Annotated in this window: 23 protein-coding genes; 19 read left to right on the top strand and 4 right to left on the bottom strand. The window is 64.2% G+C overall.

Going from position 1 to position 22,158, the window contains the following annotated elements; translation table 11 throughout:
- Positions 1-57: 57 nt before the first annotated feature.
- From nifE to MMG94_RS00310, 19 genes are all read left to right on the top strand, one after another.
- Positions 58-1,725 carry a nitrogenase iron-molybdenum cofactor biosynthesis protein NifE gene (nifE, locus tag MMG94_RS00400; protein ID WP_016919586.1) on the top strand — a complete coding sequence of 556 codons (1,668 nt, stop codon included), beginning with the start codon at positions 58-60 and terminating at the stop codon, positions 1,723-1,725.
- A gap of 8 nt (positions 1,726-1,733) precedes the next feature.
- Entirely contained in the window at positions 1,734-3,122 is a 1,389-nt protein-coding gene (nifN, locus tag MMG94_RS00395; RefSeq protein ID WP_016919587.1) for a nitrogenase iron-molybdenum cofactor biosynthesis protein NifN, read from the top strand.
- 16 nt (positions 3,123-3,138) lie between these two features.
- A complete protein-coding gene (gene nifX / locus MMG94_RS00390) occupies positions 3,139-3,549 on the top strand; it encodes a nitrogen fixation protein NifX (RefSeq protein WP_016919588.1) in 411 nt (136 codons plus the stop codon).
- Positions 3,542-4,009, top strand: coding sequence for a NifX-associated nitrogen fixation protein (locus tag MMG94_RS00385; protein WP_016919589.1), 468 nt, complete (start codon positions 3,542-3,544; stop codon positions 4,007-4,009). Before nifX ends, MMG94_RS00385 begins: the two co-directional genes overlap by 8 nt.
- Positions 4,010-4,021: 12 nt before the next feature.
- On the top strand, positions 4,022-4,222 hold the full coding sequence (locus tag MMG94_RS00380; RefSeq protein WP_016919590.1) for a CCE_0567 family metalloprotein: 201 nt from the start codon (positions 4,022-4,024) through the stop codon (positions 4,220-4,222).
- Positions 4,222-4,539, top strand: coding sequence for a ferredoxin III, nif-specific (fdxB, locus tag MMG94_RS00375; RefSeq protein ID WP_016919591.1), 318 nt, complete (start codon positions 4,222-4,224; stop codon positions 4,537-4,539). Before MMG94_RS00380 ends, fdxB begins: the two co-directional genes overlap by 1 nt.
- Before the next feature lie 5 nt (positions 4,540-4,544).
- Positions 4,545-5,204: a nitrogen fixation protein NifQ gene (locus MMG94_RS00370; protein ID WP_016919592.1), complete on the top strand. Its 660-nt coding sequence runs from the start codon at positions 4,545-4,547 to the stop codon at positions 5,202-5,204.
- A gap of 177 nt (positions 5,205-5,381) precedes the next feature.
- A complete protein-coding gene (locus tag MMG94_RS00365) occupies positions 5,382-5,702 on the top strand; it encodes a HesB/IscA family protein (RefSeq protein WP_016918483.1) in 321 nt (106 codons plus the stop codon).
- A 15-nt stretch (positions 5,703-5,717) separates the two neighbouring features.
- Entirely contained in the window at positions 5,718-6,701 is a 984-nt protein-coding gene (gene nifU, locus MMG94_RS00360; protein WP_016918482.1) for a Fe-S cluster assembly protein NifU, read from the top strand.
- Positions 6,702-6,711: 10 nt separating this feature from the next.
- Positions 6,712-7,914 (top strand): cysteine desulfurase NifS, encoded by a 1,203-nt coding sequence (nifS, locus tag MMG94_RS00355; RefSeq protein ID WP_016918481.1) that lies wholly within the window; start codon positions 6,712-6,714, stop codon positions 7,912-7,914.
- Between the two features lie 9 nt (positions 7,915-7,923).
- On the top strand, positions 7,924-9,063 hold the full coding sequence (nifV, locus tag MMG94_RS00350; protein WP_016918480.1) for a homocitrate synthase: 1,140 nt from the start codon (positions 7,924-7,926) through the stop codon (positions 9,061-9,063).
- Positions 9,060-9,806, top strand: a complete 747-nt coding sequence (cysE, locus tag MMG94_RS00345; RefSeq protein ID WP_016918479.1) for a serine O-acetyltransferase — start codon at positions 9,060-9,062, stop codon at positions 9,804-9,806. The genes nifV and cysE overlap by 4 nt, the downstream gene beginning before the upstream one ends.
- Complete coding sequence (gene nifW / locus MMG94_RS00340; RefSeq protein WP_016918478.1) at positions 9,803-10,138, top strand: nitrogenase stabilizing/protective protein NifW; 336 nt, start codon at positions 9,803-9,805, stop codon at positions 10,136-10,138. The genes cysE and nifW overlap by 4 nt, the downstream gene beginning before the upstream one ends.
- Positions 10,139-10,152: 14 nt before the next feature.
- Entirely contained in the window at positions 10,153-11,004 is an 852-nt protein-coding gene (locus MMG94_RS00335) for an electron transfer flavoprotein subunit beta/FixA family protein (RefSeq protein WP_016918477.1), read from the top strand.
- Between the two features lie 11 nt (positions 11,005-11,015).
- Positions 11,016-12,107: an electron transfer flavoprotein subunit alpha/FixB family protein gene (locus MMG94_RS00330; protein WP_016918476.1), complete on the top strand. Its 1,092-nt coding sequence runs from the start codon at positions 11,016-11,018 to the stop codon at positions 12,105-12,107.
- Positions 12,108-12,162: 55 nt separating this feature from the next.
- Positions 12,163-13,470: an FAD-dependent oxidoreductase gene (locus tag MMG94_RS00325; RefSeq protein ID WP_026016044.1), complete on the top strand. Its 1,308-nt coding sequence runs from the start codon at positions 12,163-12,165 to the stop codon at positions 13,468-13,470.
- An 80-nt stretch (positions 13,471-13,550) separates the two neighbouring features.
- Positions 13,551-13,841, top strand: coding sequence for a ferredoxin family protein (locus tag MMG94_RS00320; RefSeq protein WP_016918474.1), 291 nt, complete (start codon positions 13,551-13,553; stop codon positions 13,839-13,841).
- 8 nt (positions 13,842-13,849) lie between these two features.
- A complete protein-coding gene (locus tag MMG94_RS00315; protein ID WP_016918473.1) occupies positions 13,850-14,215 on the top strand; it encodes a 2Fe-2S iron-sulfur cluster-binding protein in 366 nt (121 codons plus the stop codon).
- Between the two features lie 75 nt (positions 14,216-14,290).
- On the top strand, positions 14,291-14,656 hold the full coding sequence (locus tag MMG94_RS00310; RefSeq protein ID WP_016918472.1) for a 2Fe-2S iron-sulfur cluster-binding protein: 366 nt from the start codon (positions 14,291-14,293) through the stop codon (positions 14,654-14,656).
- A gap of 34 nt (positions 14,657-14,690) precedes the next feature.
- On the opposite strand, the gene MMG94_RS00305 is transcribed toward MMG94_RS00310, so the two are convergent.
- The 4 genes from MMG94_RS00305 to MMG94_RS00290 all read right to left on the bottom strand — a co-directional run bounded on the left by MMG94_RS00305 (position 14,691) and on the right by MMG94_RS00290 (position 22,147).
- Positions 14,691-16,118, bottom strand: coding sequence for a YcjX family GTP-binding protein (locus MMG94_RS00305; protein ID WP_154420349.1), 1,428 nt, complete (start codon positions 16,116-16,118; stop codon positions 14,691-14,693).
- Positions 16,119-16,275: 157 nt separating this feature from the next.
- Entirely contained in the window at positions 16,276-17,562 is a 1,287-nt protein-coding gene (locus tag MMG94_RS00300; RefSeq protein ID WP_016918470.1) for a citrate synthase, read from the bottom strand.
- A gap of 247 nt (positions 17,563-17,809) precedes the next feature.
- Positions 17,810-19,228 (bottom strand): glutamate--tRNA ligase, encoded by a 1,419-nt coding sequence (gene gltX / locus MMG94_RS00295; RefSeq protein ID WP_026016043.1) that lies wholly within the window; start codon positions 19,226-19,228, stop codon positions 17,810-17,812.
- A 222-nt stretch (positions 19,229-19,450) separates the two neighbouring features.
- Positions 19,451-22,147: a DUF3772 domain-containing protein gene (locus tag MMG94_RS00290; protein WP_016918468.1), complete on the bottom strand. Its 2,697-nt coding sequence runs from the start codon at positions 22,145-22,147 to the stop codon at positions 19,451-19,453.
- Between the last annotated feature and the right edge of the window lie 11 nt (positions 22,148-22,158).

The raw sequence follows: 22,158 nt of genomic DNA, 5'->3' as shown, positions 1-22,158 counted from the left end.
CCGGCGAATGCATCTTAGGGCGCGACGAACGCGCAACCCCGCAGTAGGAGGCTTTGAATGGCGAGTCTGTCGGAAAAAGTCCAAGACGTCTTCAACGAGCCGGGCTGCGACAAGAACAAGGGCAAATCGGAAAAAGAGCGCAAAAAGGGCTGCACCAAGCAGCTCGCGCCCGGCGCCGCCGCCGGCGGCTGCGCCTTCGACGGCGCGAAAATCGCGCTGCAACCGATTACCGACGTCGCTCATCTCGTCCACGGCCCTATCGCCTGCGAAGGCAATAGCTGGGACAATCGCGGCGCCAAGACCTCGGGATCGTCCCTCTACCGCACGGGCTTCACGACGGACATCACCGAAAACGACGTCGTCTTCGGCGGCGAGAAACGGCTCTACAAGTCGATCAAGGAAATCATCGACAAATACGATCCGCCCGCCGTCTTCGTCTATCAGACATGCGTGCCCGCCATGACGGGCGACGACATCGAGGCCGTCTGCAAGGCCGCCGCCGCGAAATTCGACAAGCCGGTCATTCCGGTCATTTCGCCCGGCTTTGTCGGCCCGAAAAATCTCGGCAACAAGCTCGCGGGCGAAGCGATTCTCGATCATGTGATCGGCACGCAGGAGCCGGAATACACCACGCCTTACGACATCAACATCATCGGCGAATATAATCTCGCCGGCGAATTGTGGCAGGTGAAGCCGTTGCTCGACGAGCTCGGCATTCGAATTCTCGCCTGCATTTCGGGCGACGCGAAATATCACGAGGTCGCTTCCTCCCATCGCGCCCGCGCGGCGATGATGGTCTGCTCCAAGGCGATGATCAATGTCGCCCGCAAGATGGAGGAGCGCTACGAAATCCCCTTCTTCGAAGGCTCCTTCTACGGCATTGGCGACATGAGCGACTCGCTTCGCGAGATCGCGCGCCTGCTGATCGAGCGGGGCGCGCCGGCCGAGCTGATGGAACGCGCCGAAGTCGTCATCGCTCGCGAGGAAGCCCGCGCCTGGGCGCGCATCGCCCCCTATCGCGAGCGCCTTCAGGGCAAGCGCGTTCTGCTGATTACCGGCGGCGTGAAGAGCTGGTCGGTGGTTGCGGCGCTGCAGGAGGCGGGTCTCGAAATCGTCGGCACCAGCGTCAAGAAATCGACGAAGGAAGACAAGGAAAAGATCAAGGAGCTGATGGGTCAGGACGCCCATATGATCGACGACATGACGCCGCGCGAAATGTACAAGATGCTCAAGGAAGCGCGGGCCGACATCATGCTCTCGGGCGGTCGCTCCCAATTCATCGCCCTCAAGGCGAAGATGCCCTGGCTCGACATCAATCAGGAACGCCATCACGCCTATGCGGGCTATGAAGGCATGGTCGATCTTGTTCACGAAATCGACAAGGCGCTATACAATCCCGTCTGGGAGCAAGTGCGCCTCGCCGCCCCCTGGGAGGAAAAGACCTGGGAAGAGCGCGCTAACGAGGCCATCGCCGCCGAAGCCGCCGCGCTTGCCGCCGACCCTGTGGCGGCCGAAGCGGCGCGCCGCGACAAGCAGGTCTGCTCCTGCAATCTCGTGAGCGTCGGCGCGATCGAAGACGCCATTCACGACGGCGCGGACAGCATCACCGCCGTTGGAAAGGCGACGGCCGCCGGAACCGGCTGCGGCGGTTGTCAGGAGCGCATCGCCGCGATCCTCGAAGCATCGGCCAAGGCGAGCGCGCTCGCCGCGCCGCAAGCGGCGTGAGGCGAGACATGGCGCGCGTCACCGTCTCCAAAAAGGCCTGCACGGTCAATCCGCTCAAGATGAGCCAGCCGATCGGCGGCGCTCTCGCCTTCATGGGCGTCTCCGGCTGCATGCCGGTGCTGCACGGCTCGCAAGGCTGCACCTCCTTCGGCCTGGTGCTCTTCGTCCGTCACTTCAAGGAAGCCATACCGCTTCAGACGACGGCGATGAATGAAGTCGCCACCGTTCTCGGCGGGCTCGAAAATATCGAGCAGGCCATCCTCAACATCGTGAAGCGCGCCAAGCCTTCCGTCATCGGGATTTGCTCCACGGGCGTAACCGAAACCAAGGGCGACGACGTCGACGGCTACTTGCAGCTCGTCCGCAAGCGTCATCCGGAGCTTGACGATCTCGGCATCGTCTATGTCTCGACGCCCGACTTCAAGGACGCTTTTCAGGATGGCTTCGGCAAGACGGTCAAGAAGCTCATCCAGACTTTCGTTCCCGAGGAAATCCCGACGCGCCGCGCGCCCCAGCGGGTCAACGTCCTCGCCGGCTGCCATCTCACGCCCGGCGACATTGACGAATTGCGCGACATCATCGAGTCGTTCGGTCTTGAGCCTACCTTCCTTCCCGATCTATCGGGCTCGCTCGACGGGCATATTCCGGAAGACTTCACGCCGACGACGCTTGGCGGCGTGACGAAGGAAGATATCGCGGCCATGGGCGGCGCCGCCTGGACCATCGCTATCGGCGAGCAGATGCACGACGCCGCAATTGCGCTCGAAACGCGCGCAGGCGTGCCGTTCCAGCTTTTCGAGCGCCTCACGGGCCTGGGTCCGAACGACGAATTCATCAGCTTCCTGTCGCGCATCAGCGGTCGGCCGGTTCCACTGAAATATCGCCGCCTGCGCGGCCAGCTCGTCGACGCCATGCTCGACGGCCACTTCCATTTCGGCGGCAAGAAGATCGCGCTCGGCGCGGAGCCCGACCTCTTGTTCGCTATCGGACAATGGCTGACGGAGATGGGTGCGGAAGTTTCCGCCGCCGTCACCACGACGCATTCGCCCCTGCTCGAAAAGCTGATGACCGAGGAAGTCGTTATCGGCGATCTCGAAGATCTGGAGAACCGCGCCGCGGGTTGCGACCTGCTGATCACACATTCGCATGGCCGTCAGGCGGCCGAACGTCTCGGAATCCAGCTTTACCGCATGGGTCTTCCGATGTTCGACCGCATCGGCGCGGCGCATGAGACGTCGGTCGGCTATCGCGGAACGCGCGATCTCATCTTCAAGATCGGCAATATTTTCATCGACCAGATTCACGAGCCGACGCCGGACACTTGGCGCGGCGAACATGCCGAAGACGGCACGACGCTTGCGACGGCATCGGATATTCCGCTCTCGAGCGCACACTGACGGCAAAGGAGGCGTCATGAAAGTCGCATTCGCCACACAGGACCTCGAAAGGGTCGACGCCCATTTCGGTTGGGCCAAGAACATCGCAATCTATGACCTCACGCCTGAATCCTACTCCTTCGTCGAGTCGGTCTCCTTCTCCGGCGATCTTCAGGAGGACGGCAATGAGGACAAGCTTCAGCCCAAGCTCGAAGCCCTCAAGGATTGTTCGATTTTATACGTGGCCGCGATCGGCGGCTCCGGCGCCGCGCGCGTGGTCGCGCAGAACATTCATCCGATGAAAGTGCCGCAGCCCGAGAAGATCACAGACCTTCTCGACAAGCTGCAAGTCGTGCTGCGCGGCAATCCGCCGCCATGGCTGCGTAAAGTGATGTCGAAGTCGGGCGAGCGCTCCTTCGATTTCGAAGAGGAGACCGAAAATGCCTGAAGCCGTCGCCGAAGTCGAACAGAAGCCGGAAGAGAGCGTCTTCATCAAGGAGCTCATCAAGGTCTGGCGCGCGCAGGACACGCACGGCACCTGGGAAAAGAAGAGCGACGTCAGTCTCCTCGATCCCTACATCGTGACGAAGGAGCAGCGCCGCGAAATCCCGATCATCGGCGATCCGGACCCGGAGATCCTCTGGCGGCTCGAACTTTTCTACAACGCGGTCGGGCTGGCGATCGAGCGCCGCACCGGCTGCATGGTTCAGCCGATGATGAAAATGAGCCATGAGGGCTTCGGCCGCATGATCCTCACCACCGGACGTCTCATCGTCGTCAACAAGCATCTGCGGGACGTGCATCGTTTCGGCTTCGAAACGCTGGAGAAGCTCGCGACTGAAGGGACGAAGTTCGTCGACGCCGGCGTCGAGATGATCGAAAAATTCCCCGAAGTTGCTCGCTTTTGACGGAGGCGCGAAATGAGCGGCGTCGATGAATTGAAGGCCGAGATCAAGAAGCTGTCGGCCAAGGCGATGAATATGAAGATGAACCTGCACGACCTCTCGGAGGAGCTGCCGGTCAATTGGACGACCATTATGAGCATCGCGCAGGAAACCCATGACGCCTATGCGGCGTTGGAGGCGGCGCGCAAGAAGCTCAAGGAACTCGAGGCGGCGTGATGGCTGAGTTCAAGACGCGAGACGGCTCGCCCTATACGCCGCTCTACCTCACCGACATCAATGCGGAAACCTGCATCGGCTGCGGCCGCTGCTTCAAGGTCTGTCCGCAGGGCGTCATGGCGCTTTACGGCGTCAACGACGAAGGCGAAATCCTCGGCATTGTGACGGAGGACGACGACGACGATTTCGACGGCGATCTCAACCGCAAGATCATGAAGGTCGAGAGCGCCGGCGCCTGCATCGGCTGCAACGCCTGCGCCCGGGTCTGTCCGAAGAATTGCCAGACCCATGTGCCGGCGGACGAGATCGCGGCGTAGTTGCGATGACGATGCTCGCGCCCCCGCACGAGCTCATGGCGGGCGCCCGATTGGCGCCCGCGGCGGAAACCGTCTATCTCGCCATCCGCGCCGAGCAGACGCCCCGTGCGCTGGCGGCGCCTTTCACCGCCCATATCCTCGCCTGCATGCTGACGATCAGCATAGTCGAGGCGCATGAAAGCGGCGAGCCTCTTTCCGCCTCGCTTGGGCTCGACAGAAGAGCGCTCGATTTCCTCACAGCGCAATGGGCTCCCGGCGCGCGGCGCTTTATCGATCTCGACGGCGAGCCCGAGCGTCTCTCTCTCGACGAGGAAGAGACGCAGGTTCTGGATCTGCTCACCAGATTCAAGTCGGACAGCGCGCCTCTATCCGCCTGGATCGCCTCGATCGTCGCAAGACGCGCCATGTCGCCGCGGCACCTCTGGCAGGATCTCGGCCTGATCGAGCGCGCCGAACTGACGCGTCTGATGAGCGAATGGTTTCCGGCGCTCGCCGCGGCGAATGTCGACAATATGAAGTGGAAGAAATTCTTCTACCGGCAGCTTTGCGAACTCGAGGGCTTTTCCCTCTGCGCGGCGCCGACCTGCCGCGAATGTGGCGATTTCGACAATTGCTTTGGCGAGGAAGACGGCGCGAGCGCCCTCGCCCGTCTCGCCCAGCGCTGAACTGCGCTCTCGCGCGACCTCTCCCGAAAACGTGCAAAACAAGCTTTGTCAGTTCTCCGACAATGATGCGTTGCCGACAGCAGGAGCAAGCGAAAACGCTGGAATTTCCAGGCATTTCAGAGCTGGCACATCGGTTGCTAACCCTTGAGCAAGACATCTGCAAAAGGGAGCTGTCTAATGATCCAATTGACGGATAGCGCTGTTACGGCGGTACGGACGGCGATGGCTGGGGCGGGCCAGGAGGTTGAGGGGTTGCGGATCATGGTTGAGGCTGGGGGGTGCGCGGGGCTCAAATACATGATGGGCCTGGTGAACGAGGCGGACCCGAACGACCATGTGTTCACGACGGACGGGGTGAAGGTGTTTGTTGAGGAGGGCTCGCTGTCTTATCTCGACGGCACGAAGATCGACTTTGTGATCGGGCTGGAAGGCTCGGGTTTCACCTTCGACAATCCGCAAGCCAAATCGAGCTGCTCCTGCGGCAAATCTTTCGGTTGACGCAAGGAGGCGGCGATGTGGGACTACTCGGACAAGGTCAAGGACTATTTCTTCAATCCGAAGAACGCCGGCGTTCTCGGCGAGGCGAACGCGGTCGGCGAGGTCGGCGCGATCTCCTGCGGCGACGCGCTGAAGCTGATGATGAAAGTCGATCCCGAGACGGAAGTCATCCAGGAAGCGAAGTTCCAGACCTTCGGCTGCGGCTCCGCCATCGCCTCCTCTTCCGCGCTCACCGAGCTGATCATCGGCAAGACGCTTGAGGAAGCGGTCACGATCACCAATCAGGACATCGCGGATTTTCTTGGCGGGCTGCCGCCGGAGAAGATGCACTGCTCGGTGATGGGCTATGAGGCTTTGCAGGCGGCGATCGCCAATTTCCGCGGCGAGGAATGGCGGGACGATCACGAGGAGGGCGCGCTCGTCTGCAAATGCTTCGGCGTCGACGAAGGCGTGATCGAGCGCGCCATCCGCATGAACAGGCTGACGTCGATCGAACAGATCACCGACTACACCAAGGCCGGCGGCGGCTGCCTCACCTGTTTCGACAAGCTCGAGGAGTTGCTCGCCGGGGTGAACGCCGCGCTCGTCGCCGAGGGCGTTCTCGCCGCGCATGAGGCCTATCGCCTCGGCGTCGCGGATGCGGGCGAGATCAAGGCGAAAGCGAAAGCCAGGAAGGAAGCGGAGAAGGAAGCCGCCGCGCCGCCGGCCTCGCCGCTCGCGCCCGCTTCGCCTTTGCCGCCGCCTTCCGCCGGCATGACCAATCTGAAGAAGATCCGCCTCATCGAGGAAGCGATCGAGGAGCTGCGTCCGTATCTCAAGAAGGACGGCGGCGACTGCGAGCTGATCGACATTGACGGCGCCAATGTGATGGTGAGCCTCAAGGGCGCCTGCATGGGCTGCCAGATGGCGAGCGTCACCGTCTCGGGCATTCAGGAGCGGCTCATCGCCAAGCTGGGCATGACGATCCGCGTCATCCCCGTCAAATCCCACGCGCATTGAGGGAACGGCCATGCGTCCAGTCTATCTCGACAATAATGCGACGACCCGGGTCGATCCCGCCGTCGTCGAGGCCATGCTTCCCTTTTTCACGGAGCAGTTCGGCAATCCCTCGTCGATCCATTCCTTCGGCGCGAGCGTCGGCCAGTCGGTGAAGAAGGCGCGCCAGCAGCTCCAGCAATTGCTCGGCGCCGAACATGATCACGAGATCATCTATACGGCGAGCGGGACGGAGGCGGACAATACCGCCATTCTGTCGGCGCTCGAAGCCATGCCGGGCCGCGACGAGATCGTCACCAGCGCGGTCGAGCATCCCGCGGTGCTGGCGCTCTGCCAGCATCTCGAAAAGACCGGCCGCGCCAAGGTGCATTATATCGGCGTCGACTCGCTCGGCCGTCTCGATCTCGAAGCCTATCGCGCCGCGCTCACCGACAAGGTCGCCCTCGTCACCCTGATGTGGGCGAATAACGAGACCGGCACGATCTTCCCGATCGAAGCCCTCGCCGAACTCGCCAAGGAAGTCGGCGCGCTGTTTCATACGGACGCGGTGCAGGCCGTCGGCAAGGTTCCGATCGTGCTCAAGGGCGGCGCGATCGACATGCTGTCGCTTTCCGGCCACAAGCTGCATGCGCCCAAGGGGATCGGCGCGCTTTACGTCAAGCGCGGCGCGCGCTTCAAGCCGCTGCTGCGCGGCGGCCATCAGGAGCGCGGACGCCGCGCCGGCACGGAGAACGCGCCGGGCATTATCGGCCTCGGCAAGGCGGCGGAGCTCGCCATCGCGCATATGGCGGAAGAGCAGACGCGCGTGAAGGAGCTGCGCGACCGGCTGGAGAACGCCATCCTGCAGCGCGTGCCCAACTGCTTCGTCAATGGCGACATTCGCGAGCGCCTGCCGAACACGACGAACATCGCCTTCGAATATGTCGAGGGCGAAGCGATCCTGCTGCATCTGACGCGCAATGGCGTCGCCGCCTCGTCGGGCTCGGCCTGCACCTCGGGTTCGCTCGAGCCGTCGCATGTGATGAAGGCGATGAACGTGCCCTTCACCGCGGCGCATGGCTCGATCCGCTTCTCCTTCTCGCGCGACAATGTCCCCGAAGATGTCGATCAGGTGATCGAGACGCTGCCCAAAATCCTCGAAAAGCTCCGCGAGCTGTCGCCTTTCTGGGCCGGCGCCAATAAGGGGCCGAACGAGTTCAAACCGGTCTATGCGTGAGTTAAAGCCGTGAACGTCGACTGCCCCCGCATCTTCATCAACGACACGACGCTGCGCGACGGCGAGCAGGCGCCCCGCGTCGCCTTCACGGCGCGCGACAAGGTCGCCATCGCGAAAGCGCTGGCCGGCGCGGGGGCGGACGAGATCGAGGCCGGCACGCCCGCCATGGGCCGCGACGAGATCGAGGCGATCGGCGCGATCGTCGGCGAAAACCTTCCCGTCCGCGTCATGGCCTGGTGCCGCCTCAACAAGGCCGACGTCGACGCCGCGCTCGCGGCCGGCGTCTCTCATGTCAACATCTCCGCGCCGATGTCGCGGCTGCAGATTTCCGTCAAGCTCGGCGTCGACGTCGCGACGCTGGCCGAGCGCGTGCGCGCCGTCGTCTCCTACGCCCGCGAACGCGGCCTCTCCGTCGCCATGGGCGGCGAGGACTCCTCGCGCGCGGATCCCCGCGACATCGGCGTCATTCTGCGCGCGGCGGCCGAGGCCGGCGCCTGGCGCTACCGCTTCGCCGATACGCTCGGCGCGCTCGACCCGTTTTCGACCTATGAAGCGATCGCCCATATCCGTCAGGAGACCGACCTGCCGATCGAGTTTCACGGCCATGACGATGTCGGCCTCGCCACCGCCAATACGCTCGCCGCGATCCGCGCCGGCGCGACGCATGCGTCGGTCACCGTGCTGGGATTGGGCGAACGCGCCGGCAACGCCCCGCTCGAAGAGGTCGCCGTCGCGCTCGGCCATGTCGCGCGCGGACAAACCAATATGCGCATCGACAGGCTGCACGCGCTCGCCAGGCTCGTCGCGAAGGCGGCGCGGCGGCGCATCGGCCGCGCCAAGGCCATTGTCGGCGCCGACGTGTTCACGCATGAATCCGGCATCCACGTCGCCGCGCTTCTCAAGGACGCCCGCACCTATCAGGGCATTGATCCGGCGCGTCTCGGCCGCCGCAACACCGTGGTGCTGGCCAAGCATTCCGGCGTCGCCGCGCTGAAGCGCAAGGGAGAGGAGCTCGGCTTCGACATCGACCGGGATCTTGCGACGACGCTGCTGGCGCAGATCCGGCAGCGCGCCAATGAGAAGGCGGCTCCGATGACGAAGCGCGAACTCGCCAATTTCTTCAAAAGCGCGTGCGGAGGCGTAAAATGACGCTCGTCGCTTCCGCCGGCATATCTCCAAGGAAAGCCGCGCCTGGCCTCTTCGCCAGGCTCAGGGGCGACGTCGCCTGCGTGCTTCAGCGGGACCCGGCCGCGCGCAACTCGCTCGAAGTCGCCCTATTCTATCCGGGCGTTCACGCGATCCTGCTGTATCGCGTCGCCAACGGCCTGTGGCGCCGCGGCGTCAAATTTCCGGCGCGCTTCCTCTCCTGGTTCGCGCGCCTCGCGACCAATATCGACATTCATCCCGGCGCGACCATCGGCGAGCGGCTCTTCATCGATCACGGCGCGGGCGTCGTCATCGGCGAGACGTCGGTCATAGAAGACGACGTCACGCTTTATCACGGCGTGACGCTGGGCGGCACCTCATGGGCGCCGGGCAAGCGTCATCCGACGATCGAAAGCGGCGTCCTTGTCGGCGCCGGCGCCAAGATCCTCGGCCCCATCACGGTCGGCGCCCGCGCGCGCATCGGCGCCAACTCCGTCGTGATCGAGGATGTCGCGCCCGAAATGACCGTCGTCGGCATTCCCGGCCGCATCGTCAAGGTCGAGCGCCGGCGCTCCGGCCCCGACGGGCGCATCGATCTCGAACATCATCTCATCCCCGATCCGGTGGGCGACGCCATCTCGGTGCTGATCGACCGCATCGATTTTCTGGAAGCGCGTCTCGCCCATCTGCAGGCGCGCAAAAACGACGCGTCGCTGAAGAGCGGCGAGAAGGAGACGAAGCCATGAGCGTATTCGACGAGTTGCGGAAGCTTCATTCCGCCGAAGATTTCTTCGAAGCGCTCGGCGTCGAATACGAGCCCGCCGTGGTGCGCGTCGCCCGCCTCCATATCCTGCGGCGCATGGGAGAATATCTCGCGAAGAACGATCTCGACGGCGCGACGGACGAGGAAGCGCGCGCCGCCTGCAAGGAGACGCTGACGAAAGCCTATGACGATTTCGTCTCCTCGTCTCCGATCGCGGAGCGCGTCTTCAAGGTGCACAAGGACGCGATCAAACCCAAGGCCGAACCGGCGAAGCCTTTCGTTCCCCTGACCACCCTGACCGGCAATCCCGACTGATCGAGGCAGAAGACATGAAAATCCTCGTTTGCATCAAGCAGGTTCCGGACAGCGCGCAGATCCGCGTGCATCCCGTCACCAATACGATCATGCGGCAGGGCGTGCCGACGATCATCAACCCTTACGACCTCTTCTCGCTCGAAGAGGCGCTGCGGCTGCGCGACAAGTTCGGCGGCGAAGTGACCGTGCTGACCATGGGCCCGCCCATGGCGGCGGAGTCGCTGCGCAAGGCGCTCGCCATCGGCGCCGACCGCGCCGTGCTGCTGACCGACCGCTTCTTCGCCGGCTCCGACACGCTGGCGACGACCTATGCGCTGGCGCAGGCCATCCGCAAGATCGAGCAGACCTTCGGCAAGCAGGACATCGTCTTCACCGGCAAGCAGACGATCGACGGCGACACCGCGCAGGTCGGCCCGGGCGTCGCCAAGCGCCTCGGCCTGCTGCAGCTCACTTACGTCTCCAAGGTCGTCGAATGCGATCCCGACAAGGGCGAGCTCGTCGTCGAGCGCCGCGCCGAAGGCGGCGTGCAGCTGCTCAAGACCGCCATGCCCTGCCTCATCGCCATGCTCGAGGGCTCCAATGAGGTGCGCCGCGGCGCCCTCGCCGACACGCTGCGCGCCGCGCGCGCCGAAATCGTCACCTGGAGCGCGAAGGACGCCGAGATCCAGGACCTCACAAAATGCGGCCTGAAGGGCTCGCCGACCATCGTCAAGAAAGTCTTCGCGCCCGCCCCGCGCTCCGAGAAGGCCGCCTTCGTGGAGCCCGGCAAGAACGCCGCCGAATCCTCGGAGGCGCTGATCGCCGCCATCTTCGGACGCCATCCCGCGCTCGAGGCCGATATGACCAAGCTTGCTTCCGGACTCTAAAGGAGCCGACGATGTCCGCCACCCCTCCGCCCGCCGCCCGCGCCAGCGCGAAGAAAGAGCTCCCGGAACATTTCCGCGACTATAAGCATGTCTGGGTCTTCATCGAGCAGGAGCGCGGCGACGTTCATCCCGTCTCCTGGGAGCTGCTCGGCGAAGGCCGCAAGCTGGCCGACAAGCTCGGCGTCGAGCTCGCGGCCGTGGTTCTCGGCGGCCCCGACGCGACGAAGGAAGCGGCGGCGGAAGCTTTCCGCTACGGCGCGGACCTCGCTTATCTCGTCGAACATCCGGTGCTCGCCGACTATCGCAACGAGTCCTACGCCAGGGCGATGACGCAGCTCGTCAACACGCACAAGCCGGAGATCCTGCTGCTCGGCGCGACCAATCTCGGCCGCGACCTCGCGGGCTCCGTCGCGACGACGCTGCTCACCGGCCTCACCGCCGACTGCACCGAGCTCGCCGTCGACGCCGACGGCTCGCTCGCCGCGACGCGCCCGACCTTCGGCGGCTCGCTGCTCTGCACGATCTATACGCTGAACTATCGCCCGCAAATGGCGACGGTGCGGCCGCGCGTCATGCCGATGCCGGCGCGCGTCGCCGACCGCCTCGGCCGGATCGTGGCCTTCACGCCCGATCTCTCGGAAGACGAGATCATCACCAAGCTGCTGCGCTTCATCCCCGACCGCGACTCCAACAAGAGCAATCTCGCTTTCGCCGACATCGTCGTCGCCGGCGGCATGGGGCTCGGCAGCGCCGAGAATTTCCAGCTCGTCAAGAATCTCGCCGCCGTGCTCGGCGCGGAATTCGGCTGCTCGCGCCCCGTCGTGCAGAAGGGCTGGCTGTCCTCCGACCGCCAGATCGGCCAGACCGGCAAGACGATCCGGCCGAAGCTCTATATCGCCGCCGGCATCTCCGGCGCGATCCAGCATCGCGTCGGCGTCGAAGGGGCCGATTGCATCGTCGCCGTCAACACCGACAGGAACGCGCCGATCTTCGACTTCGCGCATATCGGCGTCGCGACGGACGCCATCCGCCTGCTGCCGGCGCTCACCGAAGCCTTCCGCGCGCGGCTCTCGCCCCATCAGCGCGACCGGCTCGCCGGCTGATGAACAATTTCAATTCGCCTGGCGGGACGCCGGCGGCATGTGAATGGAGACTGCCATGATCGAAGAACGGTTCGACGCGATCGTGATCGGCGCCGGAATGGCCGGCAACGCCGCCGCGCACGCCATGGCGTCCCGCGGCCTCAAAGTGCTGCAGATCGAGCGCGGGGAATATCCCGGCTCGAAGAATGTGCAGGGCGCGATCCTCTACGCCGAGATGGTCGAGAAGATCATCCCGAACTTCCGCGAGGAGGCGCCGCTGGAGCGCCATCTCGTCGAGCAGCGCTTCTGGATGATGGGCGAACGCTCCCATACCGGCCTGCAATATCGCAATGACGACTTCAACGAGGACAGGCCGAACCGCTACACGATCATCCGCTCGCAATTCGACCGCTGGTTCTCCAAGGAGGTCCAGTCGCAGGGCGCGATCGTGATCTGCGAGACGACGGTGACGGAGCTCGTCAGCGACGCCTATGGCAAGGTCATCGGCGTGCGCACGGACCGCGCCGGCGGGACCATCTTCGCCGACGTCGTCGTGCTCTGCGAAGGCGTCAACGGCCTCCTGGGCGCGCGCGCCGGCCTGCGCGCCTCGCCCAGGCCCGAACATGTCGCGCTCGCGGTCAAGGAAATGCACTTCCTGCCGCGCGAGACGATCGAGGCGCGCTTCAATCTGCATGGCGACGAAGGCGTCGTCATCGAAGCCGCCGGCGTCATCTCCAAGGGCATGACCGGCATGGGCTTCGTCTACACCAACAAGGAGAGCGTCTCCGTCGGCATGGGTTGTCTGGTTTCCGACTTCGCCGCGAACAAGGACACGCCCTACGGCCTGCTCGAGGCCTTCAAGAACCATCCCTCGATCAAGCCGCTGCTCGAAGGCTCGGAAGTCAAGGAATACGCCGCCCATCTCATCCCCGAGGGCGGATATAAGACAATTCCGGAGCTTTTCGGCGACGGATGGGTCGTCTGCGGCGACGCCGCCCAGCTCAACAACGCCATTCACCGCGAAGGCTCCAACCTCGCCCTCACCTCCGGCCGTCTCGCCGGCGAAGCGGTCTTCCAGATCAAATCGCGCCGCGACGCCATGACCAAGCAGAACCTGGCGCTCTACAAAAAGCTGCTCGACGACAGCTTCGTCATGAAGGACCTGAAGAAATATAAAGACATGCCGGCGCTGCTGCACGCCAATTCGCAAAACTACTTCCTCGCCTATCCGCAGCTCGTCTCCAGGGCCATGGAAAACTTCCTGCGCGTCGACGGCACCCCGAAGATCGACAAGGAAAAAGCCACCATCGCCGCCTTCGTCAAGCAGCGCAAATGGTCCGGCCTCTTCGGCGACGCCTGGAGACTCGCCCGCGCCTGGAGATGAAAATGACCGGCGCAGGAACAAAAACAGTTGGCGCTGTTCTTGCGTAGACAAAGACAAAATGTCGCCTGAGGAGAACCCCCATGTCCCTCGCCGCCCGTGTCGAAGAGAAACTCTTCCAAAATCGCTACCTCGTGGACGCCGGCAAACCACATATCGCCATCCGTCCCCACGAAAAACCCTCCGAAAACCTCCTCGCCATGACCCGCATCTGCCCCGCAGGATGCTACTCCGAAACAAGCTCCGGACAAGTCGAAATCACCCCAGACGGATGCCTCGAATGCGGAACATGCCGCGTGCTCTGCGAAGAGTCCGGCGACATCACCTGGAACTACCCGCGCGGCGGTTTCGGCGTGTTGTTCAAATTCGGATAGGAAACGCCATGCCCAATGTTACTTTCCAGTCGCCGCTTCTTCATAAGAACGTCACCGTCTATGCAGTGGCCGGCGACACGTCCAGCATTCTCGCTGTTGCGGATGCGCATAAGATTCCGATCCCGCATGATTGCCGCGACGGCGAATGCGGCTCCTGCCTCATCGAGGTCGTGACGCTTTCCGGAAAGACGATGGGTTCGGCGCTGACCGAAAAGGAAAAGGCGCAGTTGAAGTCGCTCGGCAAGATCACCGCTGACGAAATCCGTCTCGCCGAGGTCGACGACATTGCGCCGAAATATCGCCTCGCATGTCAGTATGTCGTCCGCGACCAGGACATTCTAGTGAAATTCACCGGCGAGCCGGGCGGCGCCTGACGCTCGTCGCCGTGATGCGGAAATCACGAATGGCGGCGGCCGTGAAGTCGCCGCCCGTTCTTATGGGGCAACGTTATGCCGAACGTTACCTTCTCATCGCCTTTGCTCTCTCATCCGGTCACTATTTTCACCGCCGATGAGGAATCGTCGAACGTCCTCGCCCTGGCGGAGGCCCACAGGATTCCGCTCCCTCATGTCTGCGGCCGAGGCGAATGCGGCGACTGCATGATCGACGTGCTGACGCTTTCCGGAAAATTGCTGGGCTCCATTCTCACCGAGAAGGAAAAGGCGCGTCTTTCGGCCGCCGGAAAAATGACGCCGGAGGACATTCGCCTCGCGGAGGCGAAAGACATCGCACCGCGCTATCGGCTCGCCTGCCAGTTCGTGCCGCGCTACGAGGACGTCCTCGTGAAATTCTCCGGCAGGCCCGGCGACGCCTGACGCCGCCCCCTTGTTTGAGCCGCGTGAGCGCGCGCTATGCGAGCTTGTCTCCGAACAGAAACTCCATCGCGCGGTCGAGCCGAATATGCGGCAAAGGCAAGGGTTCATTGTCTTTGGCGAGCTTTGCGACCGGGGGACGGAATTTCAGAAAGCGAAACTCCGCTTCTTCCTCGTCGAGCGCGAGGGCGTCGCCGCGAAACACGGCTTTCGGGTCCGCCGGCAATTCGCCCGGAAAGATCGCGCCCTCCGCCATTCCGTCGAAAATATCGTCGCCAATGCGCTCGCCCTTGATCGGCGTGCCGACGATCGCGGAAAGCTTCTCGCCTTCGTGACGCACCGTCGCCTCACGCGTCGCGCGCACGGCGGCCAAGGCGATGACGTCGATCGACGCGCCGACGCCCTCCGCTTTCGAAATGGCGCGGTTCGTCAACAAGCGCAGGATCGCCTCCAATCGATCGTGACTCGTATGATGCAGGTGATCGGCCTTGGTCGCGGCGAAGAGGATGCGGTCGATCTTGGGACGGAAGATTTGAGAGATCAGATTGGAGCGCCCGGTTCGGAAGGCGTTCAGCACGTCGGTCAGCGCATTTTCGAGATCGCGCACCGCTTCGGGGCCGGAATTCAAAGCGGAGAGCGCGTCGACGAGCACGATCTGCCGATCGAGCCGGGCGAAATGATCGCGAAAGAACGGCTTCACGACATGCATTTTGTAAGCTTCGTAACGACGCTCCATTTCGCGGCCGAGACTGCGATGCGGAAGCTCCGTCCCCTCCTCCACCGGCAGCGGCGCGAAGGTCAATGCGGGCGAGCCTTCGAGGTCCCCGGGCATGAGGAAGCGGCCGGGCGGCAGCGTCGAGAGCGCAAAGCGCTCTGTTTTCGCCGTGCGTAGATACTCGGTGAACAATTTGGCGAGCTTCTGGGCCGTCGGCTCGGAATAGCGCGCCTTCGGATCGACGCCCGCCGTCACGCCACGCCATTCGGCGGCGATGGGCGCGCGCGCCGCGACGCTCGCCGCCTCCAGCGTCTCATGCGACCATTGGGCGTAGGATTTCCCAAGGAGAGGCAGATCGAGGAGCCATTCGCCCGGATAATCGACGATGTCGATATCCAGCCGCGAGGCCTCCTGACCGATGTGGCGGAGAGAAAAGGCCTTGGAATTGAACTCGATCGAGACGCGCAATTCCGAGATGCGCCGGGTTGATTGCGGCCAATGCCTCTCGGGCCCGCCCGTCAGCGCGTCCAGATGCTCCTCGTAGGAAAAGCGCGGCACGTTGAAATCCGGCTGCGGATCGAGATGAGCGGAGCGAATGCGACCCTCGGAAAGGGCGCGGAAGACCGGGAGATGCGCCTTGCGGCCCGCGGCGAGCGCCCGCGTGAGGTGATGGACCAGCGAGGTGATGAAAACCGTCTTGCCGGAGCGGGACAGACCGGTGACGCCGAGCCGAAGGCGCGCCCCGGCCATGAAATCGGCGAGGCTTTCCGCCGCGACCCGCGTTTCAAACCAGATATCGGAAAGTTGGGAGGACACGGCGGCTCCAGGAAGCGACGAGACTGAAACTCATCTAATCCAAGAGCCGCAATTTTGGGAGAGCGCGCGGAGACATCGTCGCCGCGACCCTTTACCGCTTCGACATGGGCACGTAGTCGCGGCGCTTCTCGCCCGTATAGAGCTGGCGCGGGCGGCCGATTTTGGAGCCCGAATCCTCGATCATCTCCTTCCACTGGGCGATCCAGCCGACCGTGCGGGCGACGGCGAAGAGCACGGTGAACATGGCGACCGGAAAGTTCATCGCCTTCAGCGTGATGCCCGAATAGAAGTCGATATTCGGGTAAAGCTTCTTCTCGATGAAGTAGTCGTCGGACAGCGCGATGCGCTCGAGCTCCAGCGCGACGTCGAGCAGATCGTCCTTGACGCCAAGTTCGTTCAAGACCTCGCGCGTCGTGCGCTGCATGATCTTGGCGCGCGGATCGTAATTCTTGTAGACGCGGTGGCCGAAGCCCATCAGGCGGAACGGGTCGTTCTTGTCCTTGGCGCGGGCGATGAACTGCGGAATGCGGTCGGGCGTGCCGATTTCCGCAAGCATTTTGAGCACGGCCTCATTGGCGCCGCCATGCGCCGGCCCCCAGAGCGAGGCGATGCCGGCCGCGATGCAGGCGAAGGGGTTCGCGCCCGATGAGCCGGAAAGGCGCACGGTCGAGGTCGAGGCGTTCTGCTCATGGTCGGCGTGCAGGATGAAGATGCGGTCCAGCGCGCGGGAGAGAACCGGATTGACCTTATATTCCTCGCAGGGCACGGCGAAGCACATGCGCAGGAAGTTCGACGTGTAGTCGAGGTCGTTCTTCGGATAAACGAAGGGCTGGCCGATCGAATATTTATAGGCCATCGCCGCTAGCGTCGGGATCTTCGCGATCATGCGCGTCGAGGCGACCATGCGCTCGACCGGGTCCGCAATGTTCGTCGAGTCGTGATAGAAGGCCGAGAGCGCGCCGACCGAGGCCACCATGACCGCCATCGGATGCGCGTCGCGGCGGAAGCCCTGGAAGAAGCGGGCCATCTGCTCGTGCACCATGGTGTGGCGCGTGATGCGGTAATCGAAATTCGCCTTCTCGGCCGCCGACGGCAGCTCGCCATAGAGCAGCAGGTAGCACGTCTCCAGAAAGTCGCCATGCTCAGCGAGCTGTTCAATGGGATAGCCGCGATAGAGCAGCACGCCTTCGTCGCCGTCGATGAAGGTGATCTTCGATTCGCAGGAGGCGGTGGAGGTGAAGCCGGGATCGAAAGTGAACATCTCGGTCTCTGAATAGAGATTCCGGATGTCCACGACGGAGGGTCCCATCGTGCCCTCCTTGACGGGCAGGTCGATGGTCTTGCCGCCGATTGTGAATGAACCCTTGCTCTCGGCCATTGCGCACCTCGTTGATAGGCCCCGGCGCGGCGAACGCTGCGCTCAGCGCGCCTCACTGCTCGCATAGGATTGCGACGCAACGCTGGCAGGCCATGAATTTTGCACCCTTGGCCGGGAGGCCGTCTTGTGCAGCGCAAAAAAGCTATATCAACCGCAAAGCCTGTCAAGCTTCAAAGCGTTGCGAAACGATTAGCCTTGAGGCTTCCGCGGATGACGCCGAGAGGATTTTTGCGGCGCCCTGTTGCGCTCACGCGCTCTGATCGCCGATGCGGCCCAGACTCTCCTCGCGCCCGAGGATTTCGAGCACGTCGAAAATGCCGGGCGAGGTCGAGCGGCCGGTCAGCGCGGCGCGCAAAGGCTGCGCGAGGTCGCCGAGCTTCACGCCGAGTTCTACGGAGAGGTCGCGCACGACCGCTTCCGTCGAAGCGGCGGTCCATTCCGTCGCCATCGCAAGTTTCGGCCCAAGCGCGGCGAGGCGCGCCTTCGCTTCGGCGGAAAGCAGCTTCTGCGCCTTTTCGTCAATCGGCAGCGGCCGCTGCGCGAACAGGAAGCCCGCGCCGTCGACAAGCTCGTTCAACGTCTTGGCGCGCGCCTTGAGGCCAGGCAGCGCCGCGCGGAGCTGCGCGCGCTTCTTGTCGTCGAGCGCATCGAGCGCGGCCTTGCCGCCTTCGAGAAAGGGAAGCGTGTCGATGAGGATCTGGAACAGCTCGTCATCGGGCGTGTCGCGCAGATAATGGCCGTTCATATTTTCGAGCTTCACGAAATCGAAGCGCGCGGGCGAGCGATGCACCTGGGCGAGATCGAAGGCCTCGATCATCTCGGGCAGCGAGAAAAACTCCTTGTCGCCCTGACTCCAGCCGAGGCGCACGAGATAATTGCGCAGCGCCGACGGCAGATAGCCCATGGCGCGATAGGCGTCGACCCCGAGCGCGCCGTGGCGCTTGGAGAGCTTGGCGCCATCCGGCCCGTGGATAAGCGGAATATGCGCGAAGGCGGGCGCCTCCCAGTCCATCGCTTCATAAATGTGCTTCTGGCGCGCGGCGTTGGTCAGATGATCGTCGCCGCGGATGATCTGCGTGACGCCCATGTCGTGATCGTCCACCACGACGGCGAGCATATAGGTCGGCGTGCCGTCGGAGCGCAGCAGGATGAAGTCGTCGAGATCCTTGTTGGGGAAAACGACGCGGCCCTGCACGGCGTCCTCGATGACCGTCTCGCCCGCCTCCGGCGCCTTGATGCGCACGACGTAAGGCGCGCCGGCGGGCGCCTCGGACGGGTCGCGGTCGCGCCAGCGGCCGTCATAGCGCGGCGGGCGCTTTTCGGCGCGCGCCTTTTCGCGCATCTCCTCGAGTTCCTGCGGCGTGGCGTAGCAGCGATAGGCGCTGCCCCTGGCGAGCAGCTCATGCGCCACTTCAGCGTGACGCCCCGCTCGGGAGAACTGGTAAATGACGTCGCCGTCCCAATCGAGACCGAGCCATTTCATCCCGTCGAGAATGGCGTCGATCGCCTCTTGAGTGGAGCGCTCGCGATCCGTGTCCTCGATGCGCAGCATCATCCGCCCGCCATGGCGCCTAGCGTAAAGCCAGTTGAACAGCGCCGTGCGCGCCCCGCCGATATGGAGAAAACCGGTGGGCGACGGCGCGAAACGGGTGACGACTTCGGACATGGGAGCGGCGGCGATCCTGTGGGCGGCCTCCGCCGTCATTGCGAGGAGCATATGCGAAGTCGGGTATACCCGACTTCGAGAAAATGCAACGAAGCGATCCAGCGGCAGGCGTGACGGTTCTGGATTGCTTCGCCTCGCTCGCAATGACGGGCGGGCGCCGCGAATAATGGGAGCGCCCCTCTAGCACGCGCGGCGCATGGTGGAAATAAGCCGGTCTACGCCTCAGGCGTCCTGTTTCTCGACGGACGCGGCAGCCTCGTCGAGAGAAGAATCATCCGGCGACGCAAGCTGCACGATGTCGGTCTCGATCGCCAGAGCGCTCGCGGCTGCGGCGGTCGCCAGCTTATCCAGTTCGGGCAGCTGGAGAATCGTCTTCGGCGGTTCGACCGTGGCGGCCATTTTGACGCCCGACTCGCTCAACCTGCGATGCAGGTCGAAATGCAGATCGCTGCGCAGGCGCGAGGATTTCTCGACGTCTTCGACATAGCACCAAAGCTCGAATTTGAAGGACGACGCCTCCATTCCCATGAACATCACCTGCGGGGCGGGAATTCGCAGCACGCCTTCCTGCGCCTTGGCGGCGGCGAGCATGAGGTCGCGAATCTGCTCGGGATCGACGCCGGAATGCGGCGCGATGGCGACTTTGATGCGCCCCACCCTGTCGCCGCGCAGCCAGTTCTTCACGACGCCCGAGATCAAATTGGAATTGGGCACGATCATCGTGGCGCGGTCGAACGTCTCGATCTCCGTCGAACGGACGTTGATCCGCCGCACATAGCCCTGCTCGTCGCCGATCACGACCCAGTCGCCGACGCGAATGGCGCGCTCCCACAGCAGGATCAGGCCGGAGACGAAATTGTTGATGATGTCCTTGAGGCCGAAGCCGATGCCGACCGAAAGCGCGCCCGCGACGATGGCGAGCTTCTCGACGCCGACGCCGAGGCTCGACAAGGCCGTCAGCGCCGCGCCGATCGCGCCCGCATAGCCGAGCGTCGAATTGATGGAGCTGCGCAGGCCCGTATCAAGCCGCGTCAACGGCAGGAGGCGCGTATCGAGCCAGCGGCGGAAGCCCTGAACCGCCGCGAGCACGATGAAGAACAGGCCGAGCGCCGTGACCGCCGCCGACGGCGATATGGTGACGTCGCCGATCTTGAACGAGAAAAATGCGTTCAGCGTATTCGAGACGATGTCGTTCGACTCGTAGCCGAATGGCGCGAGCGCCAGAAGGGCCGCAGCGAACCAGGCGAGGATGATGACGATCCCCGACAACAGGACGCCGATGGGCGCAAGCTGCTCGCGCTTGACGCCAAGCCCGCTGATGAGGCTGCGCCCCAGCAGGCCCTCCTCCGAAAAGGCGTGCTCGACGCCGCCTGCGGAGAGAACGACGAAAACATAGAGAAGGAAGGCGACGATCGCCGTCCAGGCCGCCTCCATGATCGTGAAATTGGCGAAGGTGACATAGCCGGCGGCGCAGGCGCCGAGGACGATCAGCAAAGCGAGCCCGCTGAAAAAGCGGGCCGCCACGAGCCAGTCGCGGCCCTTGCCGGTCGCCGCCGCTTCGCCCTCGGCGGAAGCCTTCGCCGGCGACAGCGCCCGCAGCGCCCAAAAGAACAGACCCGCAATGATCAACACCCCCAGGCCGCGCGTGACGATGACGAGCGGCAGGCTCGCCTGCACCGTCTCTTCGAGTTGTTCGACGAGCCGGGTCAGCGAAAGCACGAGAGCGGCGGAGGTGAGCAATCGGACGAAGAGCTTGGCCAGACGATCGCCGGGGTCGACGACGCGCCAGTCGGGATGGGTCGGCGCAAAGACGGCGCGGGCGGCGCCATAGACGAAGGAGACGCGCGCGATGGCCTCGAACAGACGCCGCCAGACCGGTTCGACGGAAGCGTCGAGCAGGTCGAAGCCGTCGAGCGCTCCGCCAAGAGCCGCCGCCCCGACGACGGGGACGGCGGCGGCCACGAGCGTCGTCCAGCCGGCCGCCGCGGCGCGCCGGACGGGCGTGATTTTGACGCCGCCGTGATCGCGCGCCAGGACGCGCCGAGAGAGAACGAAAGCCGGCGGCAGCGCCAGCAGGATCAGCGCGACGGCGAAAAAGAACTCGACGCGCCGGCTCTCCACGCGCGCGGCGAAATTCGAGGCGCGATCCGAGAGGAAGGCCTTTGCGGCGGTGTAGACGCTCGGCGCGTCGGCGATCGCCGCGCGCCACAGATCGACGGAGAAGAGGCCGCTCGTTCGCAGAAAGAGCGTCTTCGCAAAGAGGTCGCGCTGCCGGGCGACGATCTGCACGGTGAGCTGACGCGTCTCGAGCAGCATGGCGCGGGCGCGCTTCAAGGTCGCGTCAGTGGCGTCGAAGAGCTTGCGCTGCTCGACAAGTTCCGCGCTGGCCGCCGCCTCGGCGGAGGGAGCCGCGTCGCCTGGCGTCGGCGGCTGCGGCGGCGCCTGCGGCTTGGCGGGATCCGCCTTCGGGTCCGGCTTCGGCAAAATCGGCCGCGCCGGCGGCAGCGGCGGGGCCTTTGATTGCGCGGCGGGGGCCGGCGCGGGCGCGACTTGCGGCGGCGGCGCGGGGACGACAGGCGCGACCTCCGCCGGCTTCGCCTCGGGCGGCTTCGTCTCGGCCGGGGCCAGCTCTTTCAACCGCGCCTCGACTGCGGCGAGCCGGGGCGTAAGCGCGTTGATGGTCGCTTCGAGGTCCTGCTGCAGCGGCTCCATTCTGTCGCGCAGGCGACGCAGCGCGCTGTCGGTCAGATTGGGCTCCTCCAGCGTCTTATGCGCCTCGTCGAGCGTGGCGCGCGTGCGGTCGAGTTTTGCATTGACCTGTTCGAGCGTCGTCGGCGGCTCGTCGGCGCGCGCGGCCAAGGTCGCCAAGCCGGCCAGGGCGACGAAGAGAAGCGCGAAAATAAGCGTCGGTCTGCGCAACGAGAATCTCC

It is taken from the genome of Methylocystis parvus OBBP (assembly GCF_027571405.1).
Taxonomy (GTDB): Bacteria; Pseudomonadota; Alphaproteobacteria; order Rhizobiales; family Beijerinckiaceae; genus Methylocystis; species Methylocystis parva.
Note: the sequence above shows the minus strand (reverse complement) of the source record. Positions and strands in the feature narration are given on the sequence as shown.